The organism is Kitasatospora sp. NPDC094028 (assembly GCF_049543595.1).
GTDB lineage: Bacteria > Actinomycetota > Actinomycetes > Streptomycetales > Streptomycetaceae > Kitasatospora.
Genome location: NZ_JBMVFA010000002.1, coordinates 552,283 through 573,713 on the forward strand (window position 1 = coordinate 552,283; position 21,431 = coordinate 573,713).

The 21,431-nt window shown below is 76.0% G+C and carries 18 protein-coding genes, 1 tRNA gene and 1 riboswitch; of the genes, 5 read left to right on the top strand and 14 right to left on the bottom strand.

Features of this window, described 5'->3' with window-relative positions; translation table 11 throughout:
- Position 1 precedes the first annotated feature (1 nt).
- From ACPC54_RS05630 to ACPC54_RS05645, 4 genes are all read right to left on the bottom strand, one after another.
- Positions 2-349, bottom strand: coding sequence for a DUF742 domain-containing protein (locus ACPC54_RS05630; RefSeq protein WP_498961493.1), 348 nt, complete (start codon positions 347-349; stop codon positions 2-4).
- A complete protein-coding gene (locus ACPC54_RS05635) occupies positions 346-759 on the bottom strand; it encodes a roadblock/LC7 domain-containing protein (protein WP_498961495.1) in 414 nt (137 codons plus the stop codon). The genes ACPC54_RS05630 and ACPC54_RS05635 overlap by 4 nt, the downstream gene beginning before the upstream one ends.
- On the bottom strand, positions 743-1,996 hold the full coding sequence (locus ACPC54_RS05640) for an ATP-binding protein (protein WP_498961573.1): 1,254 nt from the start codon (positions 1,994-1,996) through the stop codon (positions 743-745). The genes ACPC54_RS05635 and ACPC54_RS05640 overlap by 17 nt, the downstream gene beginning before the upstream one ends.
- 311 nt (positions 1,997-2,307) lie before the next feature.
- Positions 2,308-2,598: a YiaA/YiaB family inner membrane protein gene (locus ACPC54_RS05645; RefSeq protein WP_498961497.1), complete on the bottom strand. Its 291-nt coding sequence runs from the start codon at positions 2,596-2,598 to the stop codon at positions 2,308-2,310.
- Between the two features lie 174 nt (positions 2,599-2,772).
- Positions 2,773-2,931: riboswitch (cyclic di-AMP (ydaO/yuaA leader) on the top strand.
- Between the two features lie 12 nt (positions 2,932-2,943).
- Here ACPC54_RS05645 and ACPC54_RS05650 point away from each other — a divergent pair.
- Entirely contained in the window at positions 2,944-3,804 is an 861-nt protein-coding gene (locus ACPC54_RS05650) for a M23 family metallopeptidase (protein WP_498961499.1), read from the top strand.
- Between the two features lie 120 nt (positions 3,805-3,924).
- Here ACPC54_RS05650 and ACPC54_RS05655 read toward each other — a convergent pair whose 3' ends face one another.
- Complete coding sequence (locus ACPC54_RS05655) at positions 3,925-4,797, bottom strand: hypothetical protein (protein ID WP_498961501.1); 873 nt, start codon at positions 4,795-4,797, stop codon at positions 3,925-3,927.
- Positions 4,798-4,839: 42 nt separating this feature from the next.
- On the opposite strand from ACPC54_RS05655, the gene ACPC54_RS05660 reads away from it, so the two are divergent.
- From ACPC54_RS05660 to ACPC54_RS05670, 3 genes are all read left to right on the top strand, one after another.
- Entirely contained in the window at positions 4,840-5,448 is a 609-nt protein-coding gene (locus ACPC54_RS05660) for a GNAT family N-acetyltransferase (RefSeq protein WP_498961503.1), read from the top strand.
- Positions 5,449-5,561: 113 nt separating this feature from the next.
- The gene (locus ACPC54_RS05665) at positions 5,562-6,314 is read left to right on the top strand and encodes a sensor domain-containing protein (protein WP_498961505.1); all 753 of its coding nucleotides are present in this window, start codon (positions 5,562-5,564) and stop codon (positions 6,312-6,314) included.
- A gap of 86 nt (positions 6,315-6,400) precedes the next feature.
- Complete coding sequence (locus ACPC54_RS05670; protein ID WP_498961507.1) at positions 6,401-7,183, top strand: hypothetical protein; 783 nt, start codon at positions 6,401-6,403, stop codon at positions 7,181-7,183.
- Here ACPC54_RS05670 and ACPC54_RS05675 read toward each other — a convergent pair.
- From ACPC54_RS05675 to ACPC54_RS05710, 8 genes are all read right to left on the bottom strand, one after another.
- Positions 7,180-8,304, bottom strand: coding sequence for a hypothetical protein (locus tag ACPC54_RS05675; RefSeq protein WP_498961509.1), 1,125 nt, complete (start codon positions 8,302-8,304; stop codon positions 7,180-7,182). The genes ACPC54_RS05670 and ACPC54_RS05675 overlap by 4 nt on opposite strands.
- A gap of 478 nt (positions 8,305-8,782) precedes the next feature.
- A complete protein-coding gene (locus tag ACPC54_RS05680) occupies positions 8,783-9,625 on the bottom strand; it encodes a hypothetical protein (RefSeq protein WP_498961511.1) in 843 nt (280 codons plus the stop codon).
- A 201-nt stretch (positions 9,626-9,826) separates the two neighbouring features.
- Positions 9,827-9,900 (bottom strand) — tRNA-Met (locus ACPC54_RS05685).
- A gap of 50 nt (positions 9,901-9,950) precedes the next feature.
- Complete coding sequence (locus ACPC54_RS05690; RefSeq protein ID WP_498961513.1) at positions 9,951-11,252, bottom strand: PrsW family intramembrane metalloprotease; 1,302 nt, start codon at positions 11,250-11,252, stop codon at positions 9,951-9,953.
- Between the two features lie 171 nt (positions 11,253-11,423).
- Positions 11,424-12,209: a tRNA (guanosine(46)-N7)-methyltransferase TrmB gene (gene trmB / locus ACPC54_RS05695; protein ID WP_498961575.1), complete on the bottom strand. Its 786-nt coding sequence runs from the start codon at positions 12,207-12,209 to the stop codon at positions 11,424-11,426.
- 156 nt (positions 12,210-12,365) lie between these two features.
- Positions 12,366-13,601, bottom strand: coding sequence for an L-2-hydroxyglutarate oxidase (gene lhgO / locus ACPC54_RS05700; protein WP_498961515.1), 1,236 nt, complete (start codon positions 13,599-13,601; stop codon positions 12,366-12,368).
- 514 nt (positions 13,602-14,115) lie between these two features.
- Positions 14,116-15,693, bottom strand: a complete 1,578-nt coding sequence (locus tag ACPC54_RS05705) for a TROVE domain-containing protein (protein WP_498961517.1) — start codon at positions 15,691-15,693, stop codon at positions 14,116-14,118.
- A gap of 597 nt (positions 15,694-16,290) precedes the next feature.
- A complete protein-coding gene (locus tag ACPC54_RS05710; RefSeq protein ID WP_498961519.1) occupies positions 16,291-17,718 on the bottom strand; it encodes an NsdA family TPR-like regulatory protein in 1,428 nt (475 codons plus the stop codon).
- 768 nt (positions 17,719-18,486) lie between these two features.
- Here ACPC54_RS05710 and ACPC54_RS05715 point away from each other — a divergent pair.
- Positions 18,487-20,643, top strand: a complete 2,157-nt coding sequence (locus ACPC54_RS05715) for an asparagine synthase-related protein (protein WP_498961521.1) — start codon at positions 18,487-18,489, stop codon at positions 20,641-20,643.
- 12 nt (positions 20,644-20,655) lie between these two features.
- Here ACPC54_RS05715 and ACPC54_RS05720 read toward each other — a convergent pair whose 3' ends face one another.
- Positions 20,656-21,180 carry a universal stress protein gene (locus ACPC54_RS05720; protein ID WP_498961523.1) on the bottom strand — a complete coding sequence of 175 codons (525 nt, stop codon included), beginning with the start codon at positions 21,178-21,180 and terminating at the stop codon, positions 20,656-20,658.
- Between the last annotated feature and the right edge of the window lie 251 nt (positions 21,181-21,431).

Below are 21,431 nucleotides of genomic sequence, written 5' to 3' on the forward strand. Positions count from 1 at the left end.
GTCAGCGGAGTTGGCGGAGGCCAACGAGCACCTCTTCCAGGAGGGTCGTGGGCAGGCGCTCGGCCTGCGGGACGGGCGGGAGGACCTGGACGGCGCCGAGGTCCCAGAGGTCGCCGACCAGCACCTTGGCCACGCCGAGCGGCAGCCCCAGGTGGGCGGCCACCTCGGCGACGGACAGCAGGCTGTGGCACAGCCCGAGGATGCGCCGGTGCTCCCGGTTGAGCAGGACGTGCCGGGGCGGTTCGGGCGGCCGCGGCACCGCGTTCACCAGGCTCTCGACGGCCAGGTCGGCCCGGGTGGGCCGACTGCGTCCGCCGGTGACGACGTAGGGCCGGACGGGCCCGATCACCGCAGGCCGCCCGCCGCGTGGTCGAACCGCGGCGGGCTGGTCAGGTGGGTGCCGATCCGCTCGACCATCATCTGCATCTGGTAGGCGACCAGGCCGGCGTCGACGGCGTCGCCGGTGACCACGGCCAGGTGCGCGCCGGCCCCGGCGGCGACGATGAACAGGTAGCCGCCGCCGTACTCGACGACGATCTGCCGGGTGGTGCTGCCCTGCCCGCCGAAGCCGGCCGCCACGCCCCGGGCCAGGGACTGCAGGCCGGAGCAGGCGGCGGCGAGCCGTTCGGCGTCCTCGCGCGCGATCTGGGCGCTGCGGCCGATCTCCAGGCCGTCGCTGGAGACGACGACGGCGTGCTGGACGTGCGGCACGGCGATGATGTCGGCGAGCAGCCAGCCGAGGTCAGGGTTGGTGGTCATGGAACTCTCCGGGCTGGGGAAGTCGGGGGTAAGCGGTACGGGAAGGGTCGGTCGGGGGCTGGTTCCGGGCGTCCGAGCGGCCGCTGGCCGTCCCGGCCTGGAACATCGCCATGAACGCCTGCGCGTCCCGGGCCGAGCGGTGGGGCGGCGCGGGCGGCGGAGCGGGGGCGGCGTGCTGGGCGGGGCGGCCCGGGCGGCCGCGCCGGTGGCTCCGGCGGGGCAGCGGCGGGGGCGGACCGTCGGCCGGGTAGGACGGCGGGGCCTCCACCAGGGGGTGGCCGGTGAGGTGGCCGGCCGGGGTCGCGGTGCCGAAGGCCGGGCCGTCCGGGCCGAGGCCGGGGACGGTGGGCGGCAGCGGCTCGGTGAGCAGCGCGTTCGGCAGCATCACGACCACCCGCACGCCGCCGTACGGCGAGGGCGCGGAGCTGAGGGTGACCCGGAAGCCGTACTGCTCGGCGAGCCGGCCGACCGCCGCCAGGCCCAGCTGCGGGGCCTCGCCGAGCCGGGAGACCTCCAGGGTGGTGCCGCCGGCCAGGGTGGCGGCGGCCTTGGCGACGGCGAGTTCCGGCATGCCGACGCCGCAGTCGTCGATCTCGATGACGGCGCCGTTGTGCACCGGCACCACGGTGACGAACACCTGGGTGCTGGGCGGGGAGTAGCGGGTGGCGTTGTCCAGCAGCTCGGCGGTGGCGTGGATCAGCGCCTCCGCGGCGGCGCCGACCACCGCGGTCTCGATCCGGCTGCGCAGCACCACCCGCTGGAACGGCAGGATGCGCGACTGGGCGCCGCGCACGACGTCCTCCAGCAGGACGGGTTCCGGCCAGTGCCGCCCGGCCCGGGCGCCGCACAGCACGGCCAGCGTCTGGGCGAGGCGGGCCTGTTGGGCGGCGGCGTGATCGGCCTTGAGCAGGCCCTCCAGCAGGGCGGGGTCGTCGTGGGTGCGTTCCATCTCGTCGAGCAGCGCCTGCTGGTCGTGGGCCATCACGAGGATCCGGCGGGCGACGCTGAGGAAGGCCCGCTGGGCGGCGGCGGTGAGCTCCTGCTCGTGCTGGACGGCGGCGAGCTCGGCGCCGCGGCGGGCGAGTTCGGCGTCCAGTTCGCCCTGGAGGACGGCGAGTTCGCGCTGCAGCAGGTCGGCGCGGCGGCGCTGGGTGACGGACACGGCGTGGTAGTGCGCGGCGGCCACCAGGGCGAGGACGGCGAGCACGCCGGTTGCCGTTGCGCACCATTGAGTCATCGTCACGTCGCGAATTGTAAGGCGATGATCGTACGAAGGTGTGACCGGATCTCGCCATGTGACCGGATCTCGTCAATATCCGGCAACGGGGCGCCGGTTCTGCCTCGTTCGACCGCGATCCGGAGCCACCGGTCCCGCCCGGCCCGGGCCTTGGCGGTGCGCCGGCGGCCCGGCGATCGGCCGAACAGCACCTCCTGATGTGGAGGAATCGTGCGCGGGGTGTCGGGAAAGCGATGCTGTCCGGTGCAGGCGGCGCGCGCCCGGGACACCGGCCCGTCCGGCCGTCCCGTCCGGTCGGGCCGCCCGCCCGGTCAGGCGCCCTCGACCCGGAACGGGTCGTGCTCGGCGAGCAGCTTCTCCAGCCGGGCCTGGTCGACCCGGGCGACGGTGTCGTTGGACTCCTGGCGGTCGCGGATCACCTTGGCCAGGGTGAACGCGGAAGTCACGGTGTAGAGCAGGCCGATCCCGAGGAAGGCCCGGGTCCACCCGCCGACCGGCAGGTAGGCGATCCCGAGGGCGAGGGCCGTCCCGGAGACGGCGAAGGAGAGCACGGCCTGCACGGAGTACGCGGCCGTGGTGCGGGTCTGCATCGGTGCGTTCATGGCGCCAGCATGCGGCGGTCCGGCCGGGCGGCACATGAGTAGGAGTGCTCAATCGGGAAGCGGCAGTTGACGTGTTCGGCCCCATTCGTCCCGGGCGGACGGCTTGGAATCAGAGCTGCCTAGGATTAACGTTTGATAACGCAGCGCGGTCGTCAACGCCGTACCCAGACGGCACCGTGCGCGTCGCCTAATCCCGCCGGCCGGCCTCCGGGCAGGTCAGGGAGCCGGGGAACCACGTTCCTTGGGGTGAATCGGCGGGGCCCCGGCCCGGCCGTAGGAGACCTTCCTGCTCCGAACCCGTCAGCTAACCCGGTAGGCGCGAGGGAAGGAAAGGAGCGCGCCTCCGTGGCGTCGACGCACACCCCGGCCCAGCCGGCCGGCCCCGCAACCGGCACCCAGCTGCTCGACCACCCCGGCCCGGACGGCCCCGCCGGCCAGGACGGCCAGGACGGCCCGGAGGCCCTCGGCCCCGAGGCCGAGACCAACCGCCACCGGCTGCCCCGTCAGTCCCGCGGCGCCTCCCCGCTGCTCGGCGTCACCGCCGTCGCCGCCACCCTGGGCGCCACCGGCTTCGCCTCCGCCACCCCGGCCGCCGCCCCCGCCATCGAGGCCCCCGACGAGGCCCCCGTCGCGCTCTCCGCCGACCCGGGCCTCGCGCTCGCCGCCCGCATCCAGCAGCAGGCCGACAGCCAGCGCACCGCCGCCGAGGAGAGCGCCCGCCTGCAGGCCGCCAAGGAGGCCGAGGCCAAGGCCGCCGCCAAGGAGGCCGAGGCCAAGCGCGCCGCCGAGGAGGCCGAGCGCGCCAAGGCCGCCGCGCTCACCCTGCCGGTCGCCGACTACCGGCTCTCCGCCCACTACGGGCAGAGCGCCCGCTACTGGGCCCACCTGCACACCGGCCTGGACTTCGCCGCCGACACCGGCACCCCGGTGATGGCGGTCGGCCAGGGCACCGTCACCTCGGCCGGCTGGTCCGGCTCGTACGGCTACCGGATCGTCGAGACCCTGCCGGACGGCACCGAGATCTGGTACTGCCACCTCTCCTCGATCATCAAGGGCTCCGGCCAGGTCACCGCCGGCCAGCAGATCGGCAAGGTCGGCGCCACCGGCAACGTCACCGGCCCGCACCTGCACCTGGAGGTCCGTCCGGGCGGCGGCGCCCCGGTCGACCCGGAGCCCTGGCTCCAGCAGCGCGGCCTCAACCCCTGAGGCCCCTCGGGTTCCTGAGGTCCGCGGGCTCCTGAGGGCCTCGACGCTTCGACGGAAGGGCCCCGGCGGTGGAGACGAACTCCACCGCCGGGGCCCTTGCGCGTCCTCAGCCGGGCTTCCTCACTCCGCCGGCAGCTGCGCCAGGTACGCCTCGATCTCCTCCGGCCCCGGCTCCGGCGCCAGCTCCGGGAACTCCTCGACCAGCAGCCGGGGCAGCCCCGGCACCGTCCACTCGCCGGACAGGTCGAGCGCCGCCTCGGCCGCCGCCTCCTCGAACGTCCCGAAGTCCCCGGCCAGTTCGTCCGGCATCGGCCGCCCCAGCGCGTTCAGCTCGGCCAGGTTGCGGTAGCTGCGCCGCATCAGGCCGTGCTCCAGCAGCCGCCGCGCGCCATCGGTGGCCATGCCCACCGACAGCACCCGGGCCGGGCCCCAGCCGCGCTCGTCGAGCTCGTCCAGCCACCCGGCCGCCGTCAGCGCCTCGTACCCGGCCAGCCGCTTCTCCTCGGTCAGCGCGGCGTAGCCGGCCAGCCACGCGCGCACCGCCGCCGGGTCCGCGACGTCCACCCCGTGCGCGTGCATCAGCAGCGCGTGCAGCCGCGGCCAGGTCACCAGGTCGGCGCGGCGCAGCAGCCCGGCCGCGACCTCGCCCTGCCACTCGGCCTCGGCGTGCAGCCGCTCCTGGCGCTTGGCGTTGAGCCGCTTCGCCGCCCGCTGGTGGTCGACCAGCAGCCGGACGGCCTCGCCGTACGCGAGCGGATCCTCCTCCGGCGCGGGTTGGACGTAGAGGTGGAGGCGTTCGTACAGCAGCTGCTCCACCGCGTTCGAGGTCAGTTCGGGCCAGCCGTCGTGCATCCTGCCCTCGCCGAGCTCCAGCAGCGCCAGCACCGCGCGCAGCGGCGCCTCGGCCACCGGCGCGCGGTCCTGCTCGGCCGCCCAGGCGAGCAGGTCGGCGGCCCTGGTGCGCGGGGCGAGCCGCAGGTCTTCGTCGTTCATGCTCCGAACGGTAGCCGCCGGGCGCCGGTAGGGTCGGCAGCCATGGTCCCCGTTCGACTCACCGGCCCCCGGCTGGCCATCCGCGAGCACCACCACACCCCGGAGGAAGTGGCGGCGCTGCACGCCGTGTTCGGCGATCCGGAGGTCACCCGCCACCTGCCGTTCGGTCCGCGCGACCCGGACACCTGCGCCGACCAGCTGGAACTCTGCCTGGACGAGGCGATGGCCGAGCCGCGCCGGATCTACCGGCTCGCCGTCGCCCTGCGCACGGACACCGGCGGCGACACCGCCGCCGACACCGCTGTCGACGACCCGGTCCGCGCGACCCTGATCGGCCAGGGCTCGCTCACGCTCGGCCCGCGCCGCAGCGCCCACCTCGGGTACGCGCTGCGCCGCGACGCGTGGGGCCGCGGCTACGCCGGCGAGCTGGCCGGGCTGCTCTGCGGCCTCGCCTTCGGCCCGCTCGGCGTGCACCGGCTGGTCGCCCTGACCGACGTGGACAACCGGGCCTCCGCCCGGGTGCTCACCCGGCTCGGCTTCCGGCTGGAGGGGCGGGTGCGGCACGACGTGCACAAGGACGGCGTCTGGTCGGACTCGCACCAGTACGCGCTGCTCGCCGACGAGTGGCCCGGGGCGCGGTCCGGGGGTTAACCCCACCCCCGGTCCGGCGGGCCTCCCGATGGTCCCCCGGTCCCCCGAGCGGCCAGACTGTGGAACGTCAGACGAGCGCGAACGACCGCGAGAACGAGGGACCGGGGGCCGGGATGAGCAGCAGCACGCAGGACCGCGCGTGGAACGTCCTGGACGAGGACCACGACGCCGACGAAGGCCGCGGCCAGGACCTGGGTCCTGCCCGGGCCCGCCGCACCGAGGAACCGCCGCCCTTCTGGCGGGCGCCGTTCTCCGCGCACTACTACCGCGAGGTCGGCTACGCCCTCACCGGCCTGCCGGTGGCGATCGCGGGCTTCGCCGTCGCGATCACGATGTTCTGCGTCGGCGCGGGCACCCTCGTGACCTGCCTCGGCCTGCCCGTCTGGGGCGCCCTGACCGTCGTCGCCCGCGGCTTCGGCCGGCTGGAGCGGGCCCGGGTGCGCGGCCTGCTCGCCCTGGACGTGCCGGCCCCGGCGCCGGTGCGGCAGACCCGACCGGGCTTCTGGGGCGGGGTCACCGCGCGGCTCGCGGACGCGGCGGGCTGGAAGGCCGTGCTGCACCAGGTGGTGATGTTCCCGTGGGCGGTGTTCCGCTTCTCGGTGACGCTGACGTTCCTGCTGCTCGGCTGGGCGATGACGCTGTACCCGGTCTACCACTGGGTCTTCCCGACCTTCGTCGACTGGCCCGGCTACCGGATCGTCGACTTCCACGACGGCGCCGAGCACTACGCCTACTACATCGAGTCGCCGGCGCAGATCGCGGGCGTCTCCGCGATCGGGCTGGTGATCGTCTTCCTCACCGCGCAGCTGGTCCGCGGCCTGACCAACGTCGACCGGGCCGCCGCCCAGGGCCTGCTCGGCCGCTGAACCACGGCACCCCGGCCCGCCCCGCCCCGGCCCGCCCCGCCCCGCACCAGGATGCGGGCCGGGGCGGCCCGTGTTCCGATGGCCGGGTGGCCGACCCCGCCGACCCCGCCGACCCCGCCGACGCCGCCGACCCCGCCGACGCCCCGCCGGACCCGGACGTCCTGGTCACCTCCCGGCCGCTGGACGAGTACTGCGGCCTGTTCGACCTCACCCGGGCCCGCCTCGCCGCCCTGCCCGGCCCGCTGCTGGACTGCCCCGCCGGCGCGGCCGGCCTGGCCGCCGAGGCGCGCGAGCTGGGCTGCCGGGTGATCGCCGTCGATCCGGCGTACGCGCTTCCGCCGCCGGTGGTCGCGGCGCACGCGCTGGCCGCCCGGGCGTCGATGGCCGCCGCGATGGCCGCCCGCCCGCAGCTCTACCCGCGCCCCGGCCGCCGGCGCTCCGAGCGCTACCTGCGCAGCTGGGACCGCGCCCGCCGGCTGTTCGCCGCCGACTCGGCGCTCCACCCGGAGCAGTACGTGGCCGGTGCCCTGCCCCGGCTGCCGTTCGCGGACGGCGCCTTCGCACTCACCCTGAGCGGCTACCTGCTCTTCGCCTACCCCGAACTGTTCGGCCCCGAGCGCCAGTTGGCCGCACTGGCCGAGCTGGTCCGGGTCACCTCCCCGGCCGGCGAGGTGCGCGTCCAGCCGCTGCACGACGGGTACGGCCGGCGCTGCGGCCACCTCGACGCGCTGCGGTACGCACTCGGCGAGCGCCGGATCGCCAGCGAGATCCGCCGCTTCCCCCGCCCGGAGGACGGCCTCACCCGCCGCCTCCTGGTGCTGCGCGCCGCCGACCACCGCCGCCGCGCCGCGGCCCGGCCCGGTCGTTAGGCGTTCGCGGCCGGCCCGGCCGGTGCCGGGGCGTCGGGCGGCCCCGGCTGGGCCGGGACGGGCGCCACCGCGGCCTGCAGCCGGGAGAGGATCTTCTCGGCCAGCCAGCTGCGGTCCGACCCGTACGGAATGCCCGCCGGGTCCATCAGCCGTCCGGCCACCGCGTCCCGCAGCCGCCGGGCCTCGTCGGCGGGCAGCCGGGAGAGCAGCCCACGGGCGGCCAGCAGCGCGTGGTACTGCTCGAAGTCCGAGCGCGGGTGCTCGATCGCGTCCAGCAGGCTGGTGAGGTCCGCCAGGGCCGGATCGCCCTGCATCAGCGCCAGCGCCTGGATCCGCCGGCCCTCGGAGCCGTCCGCGAACAGGTCCCGCACCTGGTCGGCGGTCAGCGCCGAACGCTTCGCCGTCGCCCGCACCTCGGCCACCACACCGTCCGGCCCGGCCGGCGAACCGGCCGAGGGCGGCAGCTGGCCGGTCAGCGCGGCGGGCCGCTCCGCACTGCCGCCCAGTACGCCGAGCTGCTGCATCGCCCGGACCCGCAGGTCGTCGGCGCCGACCTTGTCGCCGTGCCGGTCGCGGTCCTGGCCGGCCAGGAAGAGGTCGAGTGCCTGGTCGTCGGCACTGGTCAGCACCCGCGGCAGCGCCAGCCTGGTCACCAGCCAGCCGGCCAGGAATCCGAGCACCAGGAAGTACAGCACCAGGGCGGCCCCGAACGGCACCGCCGCGTCGTCCCCGCCGAGCACGGGCGCCAGCGCTGTGCCGAGCTGGTGCAGCCGCTCGCCCAGCGAGCCGAGCTGGGTCAGCCCGACACCGAGCAGCACCTTGGTCAGCCAGTCCGACACCTGCTCCAGATTGGTGTTCGGCGCGTACGAGCCCTGCGGCTCGCCGCCCCCGCCGGAGCCGCCGCGCACCCGGGGCACCCCGAACAGGAAGCCCAGCGCGCCGCCGAGCACCGCCGAGGCCCCGGCCACCACCAGCCCGCCGCCGAGCGCCTGCCAGGCCCGCTCCCGGCCGAGCGCGAACAGCACCAGCCCGAGCAGGCCCGTCCCGGCCGGCACCCCGGCCGCCGCCCACTTCGCCGTCCGCAGGGCCGTCGCCCCGCCCTGCCGTCGCGCCTTCGCCACCGCACACCCCCTGTGTCCGCGCCGACTCTAGGGCCTGCCCTCGCCGTGGTCCCCCCTCGGGATGCCCGGACGGCCGCCGCACAAACAGCGGGGCGGCGCGGACGGCCCCGGAAAGCGCTGCCCCGGAAAGCAGACAGCCCCGGGAAAGCGGGCCGCCCCGGAAAAGCAGACAGCCCGCGGGCTGCTCCTCGCGCCGGCCCGTGCACTGGCCGGGCGCCGAGGCACCGGGGATGTACCGGTGAGCCCGCGGGCCGGGTGACTGCTATGGATTTCGCCTGCCGGAGGCCATGGGCCTCACCCTGCGCAGGCAGGGGCGGCTCTAGCGAGCAGCCACCTCACGCATCCTGATGGAACTCAACTCAGGATCACCTCCTTTCAGTGTGCCGCCACGATAGGCAGCCCCCGCGGGAGTGGGCAACGGATTTATTCGCGCCCGGTGTCCGGAGCGGATCGGGCCCTCGTGATCGGGCCCTCGCGATCAGGCCTTCTTGATCTGGTCCTTGAACTTGGTGAAGTCGATCGTCTGGTCGGCCGGCGGGGCCTGGACGGTGAGCGGCTTGTCGTAGTCCGAGAAGTCGATCTTGGTCTGGCCGTCCTTGGCCGGCTCCGTCAGGATCTCCATCGGGTAGGGCTTGCCCTGGGTGGCGACGAAGATGGTGCCCTTCTCGCCCTTCGAGTTGGTGACCTTGAGGCTGAAGGTCGGCACGCCGTTGGTGGTGCCGGCGGTGCCCTTCTCGGGCGCGGCACCGGCCTTGTCGCCGCCCTCGACGATCTGCTTGCTGAACTCGGCGAGGTTGCAGAGCGAGACCATGCCGGCCATCTGCGGGTCGTTGTCGAAGCCGGTCAGGTAGCGGCCCTTGAAGAGCTCGGCGGCCTGGGCGCCGTTCGGGCCGCCCATGGTGGTCCAGAACTGCGCGTCCGGCTTCATGTAGGAGGTCTTGCCGTCGCGGATGATCTCGACCTTGCCGGCGCCCGGCATCGTCATGCTGCCGGTGCACTGGCCCTTGTTGTCCATGGCCAGGCTGATCTCCATCTTGCCGTCCGCGTCGACCATGGCGCCGGCGAACTTGACGGAGGTGGCGGAGGCCAGGGCGTCCTTGGCCTGCTTCTTGATCTCGTCCGCGGTCAGCTTGTCGGTGTCCAGCTTCTGCCCGGCGGGGGTCGCCGCAGCGGAGGTCGGCGCGGCGGCGGCGGACGTGGCCGCGGCGGAGGCGGCGGGGGCGGCGGCCTTGTCGCCGTCCTTGTTGTCGCCGCAGGCGGCCGTGCCCGCCCCCAGGACGAGGCAGACGGCGGCGGTGCTGACCAGGCGCTTCGACAGCATGAGAGTGGTTCCTTATCCAGGGCACGGTCTTGTCGTGCCCCCAACTGGACGAGTTTTTTCCTCAGCAGTATGCGGGAGGCCCCGGACAGCGGATCTTGGTTTCGGCCCCTGTTACAGCTTCGTGGCAGGAACGTGCTCTGCCCGCGCCCGGAAACGCGAAAGACCCGGAGGACGAGTCCTCCGGGTCTTTCGGCTACTGAGTAGCGGGGACAGGATTTGAACCTGCGACCTCTGGGTTATGAGCCCAGCGAGCTACCGAGCTGCTCCACCCCGCGTCGGTGAACACAACGATACGGGGAAGTCGCCGAAATGGGAAATCGGTTCCTCAGGACGCCCCGCGGGGCACTCCGCGGGCCGCCTCCGCCCGGGATCCCGCGGGCCGCCGCCCGCGCCGCCCGGCGGGCCGGGCCGCCCGCGATCTCGTCCAGGCCGCGAAGCCGACCAGTGCCCCGAAGCACGGCACCATCAGCGCCGCGTACACCACCAGGAAGCCGTCCGTCCCCAGGTCGGCGGCCGCGTTCCAGGCGCCGTGCAGCGCCGTCGCCAGCAGCAGCCCGACCGGCACGGCGAGCCGGGCCAGCCAGCGCCGCCCGGTGGTCAGGGCGACGGCCAGGCCGATCCCGGTGAGCGCGGTGAACAGCGGGTGGGCGAAGGGCGAGAGCAGGGCGCGCAGCACGAAGGTCTGCACGGTGCCGTCGAAGTCCCGGATGCTGGGCCGGGTGCCGAGGCCGATGCTGTCCAGCCGCTGCCGCTGGTCGTTGGTGAAGGCCCGGCCCAGGTAGAGGGCGTTCTCGGTGTAGGCGAAGCCGCAGGCCGTCATCCCGCCGAGCACCACCCCGGCGGCCAGGGTGCGCGGTCGGGAGCGGCGGTGCGCCCCGTCGCCGGACACCGGGGCGGGGCGCAGGTACGGCAGCGGCCGCAGGTACGGGCGCGGCCGCGGCCGCGCCCGGGTGTGCGGGTCGGCCGCGCGGGGGCGGCGCGGGGCGGCCGGCCGGTGCAGCAGGGGGGCGCAGGGGCGGCCGGTGCGGCGGCCGTGGCAGCGCAGCCGCTGGCCGAGCGGGAGCAGCAGCACGAACAGCGCGGTGGCCTTGGCGACCTCCTCGATCATCGGGGTGGCCATCCCGGCGCCCAGCAGTTCGCCGAGCGGGCCCTGGTGGTTGGTCAGGTGACTGGCGGTCCAGTTGTTGGCGAGGATGGCGACGGTGGTGGCCGCGAAGGCGCCCCAGCCGAGGCAGAACACGGTGTGCCGCAGCGGTACCCGGGCGGTCAGGTTGAGCCAGGCCAGGCCGCCGAGCACGAACGGCACCGGCACCATCGCCAGGGCGAGGCCCACGACCAGCCCGAGGGTGCCGGTCTGCCGCTGCACCAGGTGCAGGATCAGCACCCCGCAGCCGGCCAGCGTCAGCACGGTGGTCGCGGTGACCGAGGAGAGCGCCGGGGAGCGGCCCCGCCGGGGCGGCCGGCCGGCGGGCGGCGGTGCGGTGCCCGGTCGGGGCAGCAGCCGGTGGGCCCGGCGCCCCCGGGGCCCCGGGATGGTCCGGGTGCCTCCGGTGCGCGGGGCCGTGTGCGGTGCGTCAGCGGGGGCCGGGTCGGTGGTCCGGAGCCCGCCGCCGGACGGGCTGCCCATGCGGCTCAGGGTAGGCCACGGGGGCGGCCCGCCGGGAGGACTCGGGACGAATCGTCCGTCCGGGTCATGACCACTGGGCCGTCCGGGGCAACGACACCCGGTCGGTGCGCGGTCGTGCGTTCGAACGGCGGCCGGTGGTTCAGCGGGAGACCGGCCGCCCGTCCGTCCGGGTCAGCGGCGGCGGAACAGCAGGTCGTGCACCACGTGGCCCTTGGCGATGCCGGCCCGCTCGAACTTGGTGACCGGCCGCCAGTCCGGGCGCGGCGCGTAGCCGGGGACGCTGCCCTCCGGGTGGTCGGCCGGCTCCAGCCAGCCCGTCCCGTCGCCCTCGGGGTGCAGGTTCTCCAGCTCCGGCGAGGCCGACAGCACCTCCAGCATCTGCTCCGCGTAGTGCTCCCAGTCGGTGGCGCAGTGCACCAGGGCGCCGGGGGCGAGCCGGGGCAGCACCAGGTCGAGGAAGGCGGGCTGGATCAGCCGGCGCTTGTGGTGCTTGGGCTTGGGCCACGGGTCGGCGAAGTAGACCCGCAGGCCGGCCAGCGAGGCGTCCGGCAGCATGTCGCGCAGCAGGATCACGGCGTCGCCGGCGGCCAGCCGCACGTTCTGCGAACCGTCGCGCTCCAGCATTCCGAGCAGGTTGCCGTGGCCCGGGGTGTGCACGTCGGCGGCGAGGATGCCCGTCGACGGGTCGGCGGCGGCCATCGCGGCGGTGGTCTCGCCCATGCCGAAGCCGATCTCCAGGGTCACCGGCAGGCCGCCGAACAGCTCCGCCAGGTCCAGCGGGCTGCCGTCGATCGGGATGCCGTACGTCTCCCAGCTCCGGTCCAGGGCGCCCGCCTGGGCGTTGGTCATCCGGCCCCGGCGCGGCTGGAAGCTGCGGATGCGCCGCTCGCGGTGCTGGGCCTCGGTGGCCTTGTGCGGGTACATCGGCGCGGGGTAGGCGGCCGGTGCGGCCGACATCCGGGCGGACGGCGATTGCTGGGGGATCGGGGCGGTGGCAGTCACAATCACCCGAGTCTACGGGGCCGCCGGCGTTCCCCCGCAGGGCTTGTGACGCGGCTCATCCGGGGGTGTGCGGGGCCGCGGCGGCCGTGCCACCCTGCGCCCGCGCCGGGCTCACCCGCCCGCCTCCAGCGCGGCCAGGGCCCGGCGGGCCACCTCGCGGCCGATCGGCAGTGAGGCCGTCGCGGCGGGGGAGGGGGCGTTCAGCACGTGCACGGCCCGGCGCGGGGAGCGCGGGTCCTCCGGGTCGAAGCCGGCGAAGACGAAGTCGTCCAGCAGTGAGCCGTCCCGGGCCACCGCCTGGGCCCGCACGCCGGCGGCGGCCGGCACCAGGTCCGCCGCGGTGACGGCCGGCAGCAGGCGCTGCACGGCGGTGGTGAACGCCCGCTTGGACACCGAGCGGTGCAACTCGCCGACCTCGTACCGCCAGTGCCGCCAGAGGATCCGCCAGGTGCCCGGGAAGGCGAGCGTCTCGGCCACGTCGCGCGGGCGGACGACGCCCCAGCCGTACCCCTCGCGGGCCGCCGCCGGTACGGCGTTCGGGCCGACGTGGACGTCCCCGTGGATGCCCCGGGTGAGGTGCACGCCGAGGAAGGGGAAAGCCGGGTCGGGCACCGGGTAGACCAGGCCCTGCACCAACTTCCGGCGGTCCTCGGTCAGTTCGTAGTACTCGCCGCGGAACGGCAGGATCAGCACCCCGGTGTCGTCCCCGGTCATCCGGGCGATCCGGTCGCTGTGCAGTCCGGCGCAGTTCACCAGCACCCCGCAGCGCAGCTCGCCCGCGGCGGTGCCGATGGTCACCCCGTCCCGCCGCCGGGCCACCGACCGCACCTCGCCGCCCGGCCGCAGCTCGGCGCCCGCCTCCCGGGCCAGCCGGCCGTACGTCGTCGCGACGGTGGCGTAGTCGCAGATGCCGGTGGTGCCGACGTGCAGTCCGGCCAGGCCGGAGACGTTCGGCTCGTACCGGGCGATGCCCTCCCGGTCCAGCTCGGTGACCGGGATGCCGTTCGCCCGGCCGCGCTCGGCCAGGGCCGCCAGCCTGGGCAGTTCGGCGGCGTCCGTGGCCACGATCAGCTTGCCGGTCACCTCGTACGGCAGGCCCTGCGCCCGGCAGAACGCCACCAGCTCGGCGGCGCCCTCGACGGCGAACCGGGCCTTGTAGGAACCGGGGCGGTAGTAGATGCCGCTGTGGATCACCCCGCTGTTGCGCCCGGTCTGGTGCTCGGCGAAGCCGCTCTCCTTCTCCAGCACCGCCACCCGCAGGCCTGGTCGTGCCGCCGTCAACGCGTACGCGGTGGCCAGTCCGACGATCCCGCCGCCGACCACCGCGACATCGAACTCGTCCGCCATCGCCGCGCTCCTCGCATCCGACCGCATGTGCGGCCGATGCTGCCACGGCCCCCGACGCCGGTCCAGAGCGCCTCGGCACGGCCGCCGCACCGCGCGTCGGTCGGCCCGTGAAGGCTCCGCCGAGCGGCCGGCAAGGCCGTGTCACCCCGTCGCAGGTGGCGGCGCCAGCCCCCTTGGTAGGGCCGCCGAGCCGGCCGGTCTCCCGGCCGGTCGTGGCACCGTCGCGCGCCGGGGCCGGGAGCGTGCGCCGGTGGCAGCCGGGTCGACCCGAACCGGCCGCGCGCGCGGGGCTCCCGCCCGTGCGCCACCGAGGGGCGTGCGTCCAGGCGGCAACGGCGGCGGCGCGGTGGCCCCCCCGGACCCTGCGCCGCCGCCACAACCCCCCTCTGCCGCAAGGGCAGTGCCACGACGGGTCCCCCCGGACCCCGCCTCCTGCGGCAGGCCCCCGACCTGCCGTGGTGCGGCCGCGCCAGCCCCCCGGGGCCCGGCGCGGCCGTCACCCCCCTCGCTCCGGCTAGGCCTCCCAGGGCCAGCCGGCGTTCGCCCCGGCTTCCAGCAGCGGGATCAGCCGGAACGCCGCGTCGGTCAGGCCGCCGAAGGTGTGCCGGTTGGCGCCGCCGCTGGGGCCGTGACCGGCGGCGTAGCCGGCCAGGTTCCAGGTGTAGACGGGCACGTGGGCCGGGACGGCGGCCAGTGGGTCGGAGCCGTAGGAGCCCGGGCCGGTCTGTTCGTCGGTGACGATGACGACCCGGTCGTGCCCCCGGTAGTGGCCGCGGACGGCGGCGGCGGTGTAGGTGCCGCCGAGGCTGGAGAAGCGTTCCAGCACCCGCAGCACCGCCTCCCCGCGGCCGACCTCGATCACCCGGCTGTCGTTGCCGAACTCGACCAGGTCCGCCTCCGCCGCCCGGATCTTCAGCGCGGTGCCGAAGATCGCCGCCGAGTCGGCCCGGTTGAGCTGGGTCTGCGCGCTGGGCCGGTCGAACATCGAGCCGGAGCGGTCGACCAGGATCAGTGTCCGGCCGGGCAGTTCGGGCACGTTGGCGAGCGAGTGGGCGAGCGCCGTCTCCAGCGCGTGCCCCCACCGGAGCGAGGGCGCGTGCCGGTGCGCCGCCAGGTAGCGGAACGGGAACTGGCGCGAGCGCCGCACCTCGTCCGGGTCGGAGATCCGCCGGGCGACCGCGGCCGCGACGGTGTCCGACACCCCGGCCTGGTCGAAGTTGCGCAGGTTCCGCACCAGTGCCATCGGGCCCATGGACGGGATGACGGCCTCCCAGACCGCCGCGTCCAGCGGCCCCTGCAGCCAGCCGGCCAGCGCCTCCCAGGTCAGCCCGGCGGCCGACAGCCGCTCGGCGCCGTCCGGCGCGGTCACGGCCGCCCGGCGCTGCTCGACCGGCAGGGCGAGCAGGTCGCGGTTGGCGGTCAGCACCCGGTCGGACGGCGGCGGGGCGGCCTCCTCCGGCCGGTGCCGGCGGTCCAGGGCGTAGCGGAACAGCGGGCCCTGCCAGGGCTTGGCCGGGTCCGGGGTGGGGTGGGTCAACTCCAGGACGTCACCGAAGCGGTAGCCCTTTCCGGCGGTGTCGTACTTGAGCAGCGCGCGGGCGTCGTAGAGCCGGGTCACCGCGTCGGCGATGCCGCGCTTGAGCGGCTTGGGCAGGGCCCGGCCGTAGCGGGACGTCCAGTAGGCGAGCAGTTCGCCGGGCTCGTCGGGGCGCCGCAGCACCGCGTCGACGGCCTGCCGGGAGTGGCCGTGGGCGCCCGCGTCGAGCCGGGCGCGGGTGAACTCGGCGGCGCCGACGAGCGCGGCGGTGCGCATGTTCGCGCCGCCGCGCAGCCAGCGCAGCAGGGCGAGGGTCCACTCCGGATCGCTGACGGCGAGTTCGCGGACCAGCGCGGTGTAGCGGTCGTCGCGGTCGCCGCCGTGCTCGTAGTAGGTGTCCTGGCCGACCATGTTGGCGACGGCGAGCAGGAAGAGCTCGGACTTCTCGTCCCGGAGGAAGCCGGTGCCGCCGTTGTGGTTGGTGGCGCGCCGGCCGGTGGTGGCCACCGGTGAGAGCGGGTTCGCCTTGGTCTTGCGGATGTTGAACCTGGACATGCTGCAGCCCCCCTCGGCCTGCGGGTTTCGTCGGGAGGGAGGCATGCAGCGGCTGAGGGTGCCCGAGATCGGGCCGGCCGTCGTCGAACGGCCGGCGTCGGTGGAGGTGTTTGCCTTGTGCTCTACCGGTTGAGCTAGCGGCCGCGCTCGCGCGCGGGCACGCCCGGGACTCGAACCCGGAACCGCAAGATCCGAAGTAACCCCCGCCTGCGCACCGGGCACTCCGAAGCGCTGTGCCTCCCGAGATCCATGGTGGCGGCGGTGTCGCGGACTTGAACCGCAGCGCCGTTCGGGCGCCTTACCAAGAAGTAACCGCTGCCTTCGCACCGGGAGGTGCGGACATCTTGTTCAGATGTCTCTATTCACGTGTAGGCGTCCAGAGTTCGAGGTCGGCTGAGGTGACGAAGCTGCTCTACCGGACTGAGCTACACCGGCCCGAAGCCGATGACGGGATTCGAACCCGCGACCCGCCCATGAGGAGTGGAAGTAACCTCTGCCTGCGCACCTGGACGAGAGAGACCTTAGCCAGGCCCCACTCGCGGGCGCATCCGATTTACCGCCGCTCCCGCGCCCCTCGCGCGGGAGCGTGCACGCCCCTCACGCCGGCGCGACGATCACCGCCCGCGCGCGTTCCGTCAACTCCCGCACCCGGCGTTCGCCCTGGAAGGGCTCCAGCCGCCGCAGCATCTCCACCACGTACTCGCGGCTGCGCTGCGAGGAGATCCGCCCGGCGACCTCGACGGCCCGTTCGCCCGCGGCGACGGCGGCGTCCAGGTCGCCGGCCTCGGCCTCGGCCATCGCCGAGACCACCAGCCGCAGGCCGTGCGAGCGGACGTAGCCCTCGGTGGGCTTGGCCAGCGCCTCGCGGGTGAACTGCCGGACCTTGGAGGGCACTCCGAGGTCGCGGAAGCACTCGGCGGCGTCGGCGGCGAGCCGGTCGTAGGCGTAGAAGTCGATCCAGGCCGGGTCGGGGTCCCCGGCGCGCGCCCGTTCGAGTGCGCTCTCCGCCGCGCCGAGCGCCGTCGCGCACACCGCCGCATTGCGCGCCTTGGCCTGGGCCCGTGCCTCCACCAGGTGGAAGAAGCTCATGGTCCGGGCGGTGGCCAGGCCCCGGTTGCGCTCCAGGGCGGCCTGCGCGAGGTCGACGGCCTCCTCGGCGAAGCCCCGGTAGCCGGCCTGCAGGCTCATCGAGGCCAGCACGTAGCCGCCGAGCGGGACGTCGGCGGCGGCCCGGGCGAGCCGCAGGGCCTGGATGTAGTAGCGCTGGGCGGCCTCGTGCTGGCCGGTGTCGAAGGCCATCCAGCCGGCCAGCCTGGTCAGTTCGGCGGTCGCGCCGAACAGCGCCCGGCCGACCGTGTCGCTGTACGAGGCGAGCAGCAGCGGCGCCGCCTCGACCCGCAGGCACTCCGGCACCATCGACGAACGCCAGTCCCCGCCGCCGTACTTGGAGTCCCAGCGGCGGGCCTCCTGGGCGGCCTCGCGGAGCTTGGCGGCGTCCGAGTGGCCGACCCGGTAGGAGGCGGCCTCGCTGACCGCGCGCGGCACCTCGCGGGCCACCGAGCCGTCCGCGGGCGTGATCAGCCAGCGGGAGACGGGCGTCGCGTAGGCGGCGACCGAGAAGGTGCCGGCCAGGCTGTCGCTCCAGCGTCCGCCGCCGGGGCCGCGGCGCAGGTCGAGGTCGACCCGCCACAGGTCGGTGGCGGAGCGGACGGCGTCGGCGACCTCGCGCGGGAAGGCCAGGCCGAGTTCGGGCGCCGGGTCGGTGTCGCCGAGGCCGATCTCCTCCAGCGGCACCGGGCGGCCGAGCTTGCCGCCGATGGCGGTGGCGATCAGGTGCGGGACGGGCCCCTGCGGGACCATGCCCTTGCTGACCCAGCGGGCCACCGAGGTCTTGTCGTAGCGCAGGGTCAACCCGCGCTGGGCGCCCAGGTCGTTGACCCGGCGGGCCAGTCCGGCGTTGCTGATCTGGGCGAGGGACAGGAGCGTGCCGAGCCGTTCGTTCGGTCCTCGTGGGCTGACGGTCATGGTGGCGGCGGCACCTCCTGCGGCCTTGTGCGCGGGGCCCGGGCGGCACCGGGCCGTAGCTGCTGTACCTAGCGTAGTCGGACGCGTTCCGAGGGTTAAGAGGTCGCATTCCGGATGGCGGGATCGCGTGCCCGGGTCACCGTGCGGGGGCGGCGCGGGAGTTGGTCCGGACCGCTTGTTTCCGGCCGAAAGTGCCACGCGCCGGAGCGCCGTGCTCCGGTCCCGTGTCGATGTGCGCCCGGCCGTGCCCCCTGGCCCGACCGGCTGGTCGGCAGTTCGCTGGTGGTCGTGGGTCGGCCCGCCGTCGAGGACCCGGCGGGCCGGGGGACGCCGCCGTCTCAATCCCCGCGGGCGGCGGCGAGGTCCGGGAGGGCATGCGGATGCCCTCCCGGGCTGGGCGATGCCTTTCGGCCATCTCGCGATGCCCATGCCAAGGCGGCCCCTTGGCGGTCCGGGCCCGGGAGGGGAAGGCCCGGCCCGCCCTTCCCCCACGGCCCTTCCGAGGACTCCCTCCGGCCCTCCCGCGGCCTTCGTCCGTCCCTCCCACAGCCCTCCCGCGGCCTCGCCGGGGAGCCCGGCGCGGAACCGGAACCGGTAACACCGGCCACAGCGGTGCCCGGCGGTGGCACGATGTCCCCAGACTGACGGCGCGCCGGAGCGCCGGCGGGCACACCCGGACACGCGTGCGCCCGGCCACGGCACCCCGACCCGGCCGCCCCGCGCCCGGACGCGCCGCACGGATGCTGGTCCTCGTCCGGTGGAGGCGCGATGCGGTGGCTGACGGGCTGGAGCACGGGCACGTCCCGGGCGGGCGCACCGGCGCGCGAAGTCCTCGCCGCGGTCGCGCCGATCGCCGCGCGCCCCCTGTGGGGCGGGCCCAACCCGCTCTGGGCGGTGGGCGACTGGCGCCCCGAGGAGATCCGCCTGGTCACCCTCCGGCCCGGCGCCCCCGCCACCGTCACCACCGGCCCCATCGCCCCCGACCAGGTCGAGGACACCCCCGCCACCTCCCGGCTCGCCGTCCTCGGCCACTGCGGCGCCACCGACGCCGAGCTCGCCGCGGGCCTCGCCGCCGCCCGCGGCGGCGCCGTCCGCCACCTCACCGCCTGGCCCGGCAGCCACACCGTCGTGCTGCGCACCGGCACCCGCTCCACCCTGCTGCTCACCGACCTGGCCGGCGCCCAGCCGGTCTTCCACACCCCCTGGGCCGGCGGCACCGCCTACGCCACCGCCGCCCTCCCGCTCGCCGACCTGGTCGGCGCCCGGCTGGACACCGGCCACCTCGCCGCCCGGCTGGCCTGCCCGGAGTCGCCGGAGGCGCTCGGCACCGGCACCCCGTACCTGGGCGTCCAGCGGGTGCCGCCCGGCCACGTGCTCGCCGTCCGCGACGGCCGCCCGTACCTGGACGCCTACGACGAGTCGGCCGGCGCCGGCCAGGCGCGCGGCGAGGCCCCGGCGATCCGCGAACTCACCCGCGCCCTGCTGGAGTCGGTCCGTTCCCGGGTCCGCACCACGGTGCCCGCGCCGGGTCCGGACGGCCGCGCCCGGCTCGGCGTCGACCTCTCGTACGGCACCGCCTCCGCGACCGTCGCCCTGCTCGCCGCCGCCGTCCCGCTGCCGCCGACCGCACCGGCGGCGGCGGCGACGGCGGCCGTGCCCGGTGCCCGGGCGGGCGGCCGGGGCGGCGCCCGCAACGGCGCGGTGAAGGGCTCCTGGGCCCGCACCGCCGCCCGGGAGCCGTCCGCCCCCGAGCAGTTGGCCGCCGTCACGCTCGGCGAGAGCGCGGCCCCGGCCGTCCCGGCGCCCGCCCCCGACACCCCGCGGCTGCGGCACACCGTCCTCGACCCCGCCCCCGACACCCTCCCGTACGCCGGGCTGGGCGCGGACCCGCAGACCGGCCGGCTCACCGACGAGCCCGGCCCGGAACTCGTCGCCGCCGCCCGCGCCGAGGCCCGCTTCGACGCCGGCGGCACCGACCACCTCACCGGCTACGGCGCCCGCCAGGTCCTGGACGGCCACCCGGCCCGGCTCGCCGACCTGCTCCGGGCCGGCCGCCCGCGCGAACTCCTGCCCCCGGTCGCCGCACTGGCCGGCGCCGACCGGGCCGCCGTGGGCGTGCTGGCCGGCGCGCTGCGCACCCCGCTCACCGTGGTCCGGGCCGCCCACCGGCTCTCCCGGGTCCGCTACGCCGAGGCGCTGGACGAGGCCGCCGCCCGGCTGACCGCCCGGCACGTCCCGGACGGCGCCGGCACGGCGGGCCACCGCTCGGCCGCCGACCTCGCCTGGTGCGTCCCCGGCCCGGCCGCCCGCTGGCTCTCCGACGAGGCGCTCTCCGCGGTCGCGCTACGGCTTCGGACGGCGGCGCGCAGACCGGCGCCCGAGGAACATCCCGGCGCGCACCGGGCCCGGCACGCCCTCTACCGGCAGGCGCGCTCCTTCCGCACGCTCGTGCACGCCGCCGAACAGCCCGGCCAGCGCCTGCACGCGCCCTTCCTCGACAACCAGGTGGTCCGCGCCGCCCGGCTGCTCCCGGACGACGTCCGCCTCCAGCCCGGCGCCCGGCACGCCCTGCTGCGCGCCGTCCTCACCGGCGCCGGCCGCACCGACCTGCCCCCCGACTGGGGCCGCCGCCCCCGCCCCGACCGCGCCGCCCCCGCCCGGGCCGGCCTGCGCCTCGCCGCGGACGGCCTCGCCGAGCTCTTCGACGCCCCCCTGCTCGCCGAGGCGGGCCTGATCGACCTGCCCGCCGTCCGGGCCCGGCTCGCCCACGGCGCGGACCCCGACACCCCGCTCTCCCCGGCGGACCTGGCCGGCCTCGCCGACCTGGTCTCCACCGAGCTCTGGCTGCGCCGGCTGCGCGCCCGCCGGCACGGCGCCTGCTGGACCGGCCTCCCGCAACCCCGGCAGCACGCCCTCACCCCGTGAGGCGGGCCGGGATCAGCGCGGATCCGGCGGCGCCGGGACCACCAGCACCGGGCAGGCCGCGTGGTGCACGGCCGCCGAGGACACCGACCCCAGCAGGAGCCGGGCGAAGCCCCCGTTGCCGCGGGTGCCGAGCACCAGCGTGTGCTGCCGGGTCGACGCCTCCAGCAGCACCTCGATCACGTTGCCCAGCACCACGTGCAGCGACATCTCCCCGGCGTACGGGCGGGGCCGCTGCTCCTGCACGGCGGTGACGGCACGGCGCAGCCCGTCCGCCATGCTCTCGACCAGCGTCTCCACGCTCTCCTGCACCAGCTCCGCCATCCCCGGCGGGTAGCCGGCCGGGGCCGGGTTCACCACGGCGAGCACGTACAGCGGCAGGGCGAACAGCTCCGCCTCGGTCATCGCCCGGTCCAGCGCCCACAGCGAGCCGTCCGAGCCGTCGCAGGCCGCCAGCACGCCCGGCGGCCGCGCGACCGGCGGACGCCCCAGCACCGACAGCACGACGGGCACGTCCCGCCCGGGGCTCACACCGGCCACCGCACAGCCTCCTCACCTCGGGAACCGCCGACACCGCCGACACCGCCGACATCGCTGACACCGCTGGACTACCGACGCCGCCGACACCGCCGGCACCCGTGATCCGCGGCCCCGCCATCATGGCCCGCCCCGCCGGACCGGCCCCCGCAGCCGCGCCGCACGCGCCCGGCGGCGCGCGGTGCCGGGAATGTCCCGAGATGGTTCATCGTTCACCTACCTTGACACCCGTTTCCGCCCAACCCCTGGAGCCA

Excerpts from the sequence above, each read along its gene's own strand:
- ACPC54_RS05635 (WP_498961495.1), bottom strand. The coding sequence starts at position 759 with ATGACCACCAACCCTGACCTCGGCTGGCTGCTCGCCGACATCATCGCC.
- ACPC54_RS05640 (WP_498961573.1), bottom strand. The coding sequence starts at position 1,996 with ATGACTCAATGGTGCGCAACGGCAACCGGCGTGCTCGCCGTCCTCGCC.
- ACPC54_RS05645 (WP_498961497.1), bottom strand. The coding sequence starts at position 2,598 with ATGAACGCACCGATGCAGACCCGCACCACGGCCGCGTACTCCGTGCAG.
- ACPC54_RS05655 (WP_498961501.1), bottom strand. The coding sequence starts at position 4,797 with ATGAACGACGAAGACCTGCGGCTCGCCCCGCGCACCAGGGCCGCCGAC.
- ACPC54_RS05660 (WP_498961503.1), top strand. The coding sequence starts at position 4,840 with ATGGTCCCCGTTCGACTCACCGGCCCCCGGCTGGCCATCCGCGAGCAC.
- ACPC54_RS05665 (WP_498961505.1), top strand. The coding sequence starts at position 5,562 with ATGAGCAGCAGCACGCAGGACCGCGCGTGGAACGTCCTGGACGAGGAC.
- ACPC54_RS05680 (WP_498961511.1), bottom strand. The coding sequence starts at position 9,625 with ATGCTGTCGAAGCGCCTGGTCAGCACCGCCGCCGTCTGCCTCGTCCTG.
- ACPC54_RS05690 (WP_498961513.1), bottom strand. The coding sequence starts at position 11,252 with ATGGGCAGCCCGTCCGGCGGCGGGCTCCGGACCACCGACCCGGCCCCC.
- trmB (WP_498961575.1), bottom strand. The coding sequence starts at position 12,209 with ATGTCGGCCGCACCGGCCGCCTACCCCGCGCCGATGTACCCGCACAAG.
- lhgO (WP_498961515.1), bottom strand. The coding sequence starts at position 13,601 with ATGGCGGACGAGTTCGATGTCGCGGTGGTCGGCGGCGGGATCGTCGGA.
- ACPC54_RS05705 (WP_498961517.1), bottom strand. The coding sequence starts at position 15,693 with ATGTCCAGGTTCAACATCCGCAAGACCAAGGCGAACCCGCTCTCACCG.
- ACPC54_RS05710 (WP_498961519.1), bottom strand. The coding sequence starts at position 17,718 with ATGACCGTCAGCCCACGAGGACCGAACGAACGGCTCGGCACGCTCCTG.
- ACPC54_RS05715 (WP_498961521.1), top strand. The coding sequence starts at position 18,487 with ATGCGGTGGCTGACGGGCTGGAGCACGGGCACGTCCCGGGCGGGCGCA.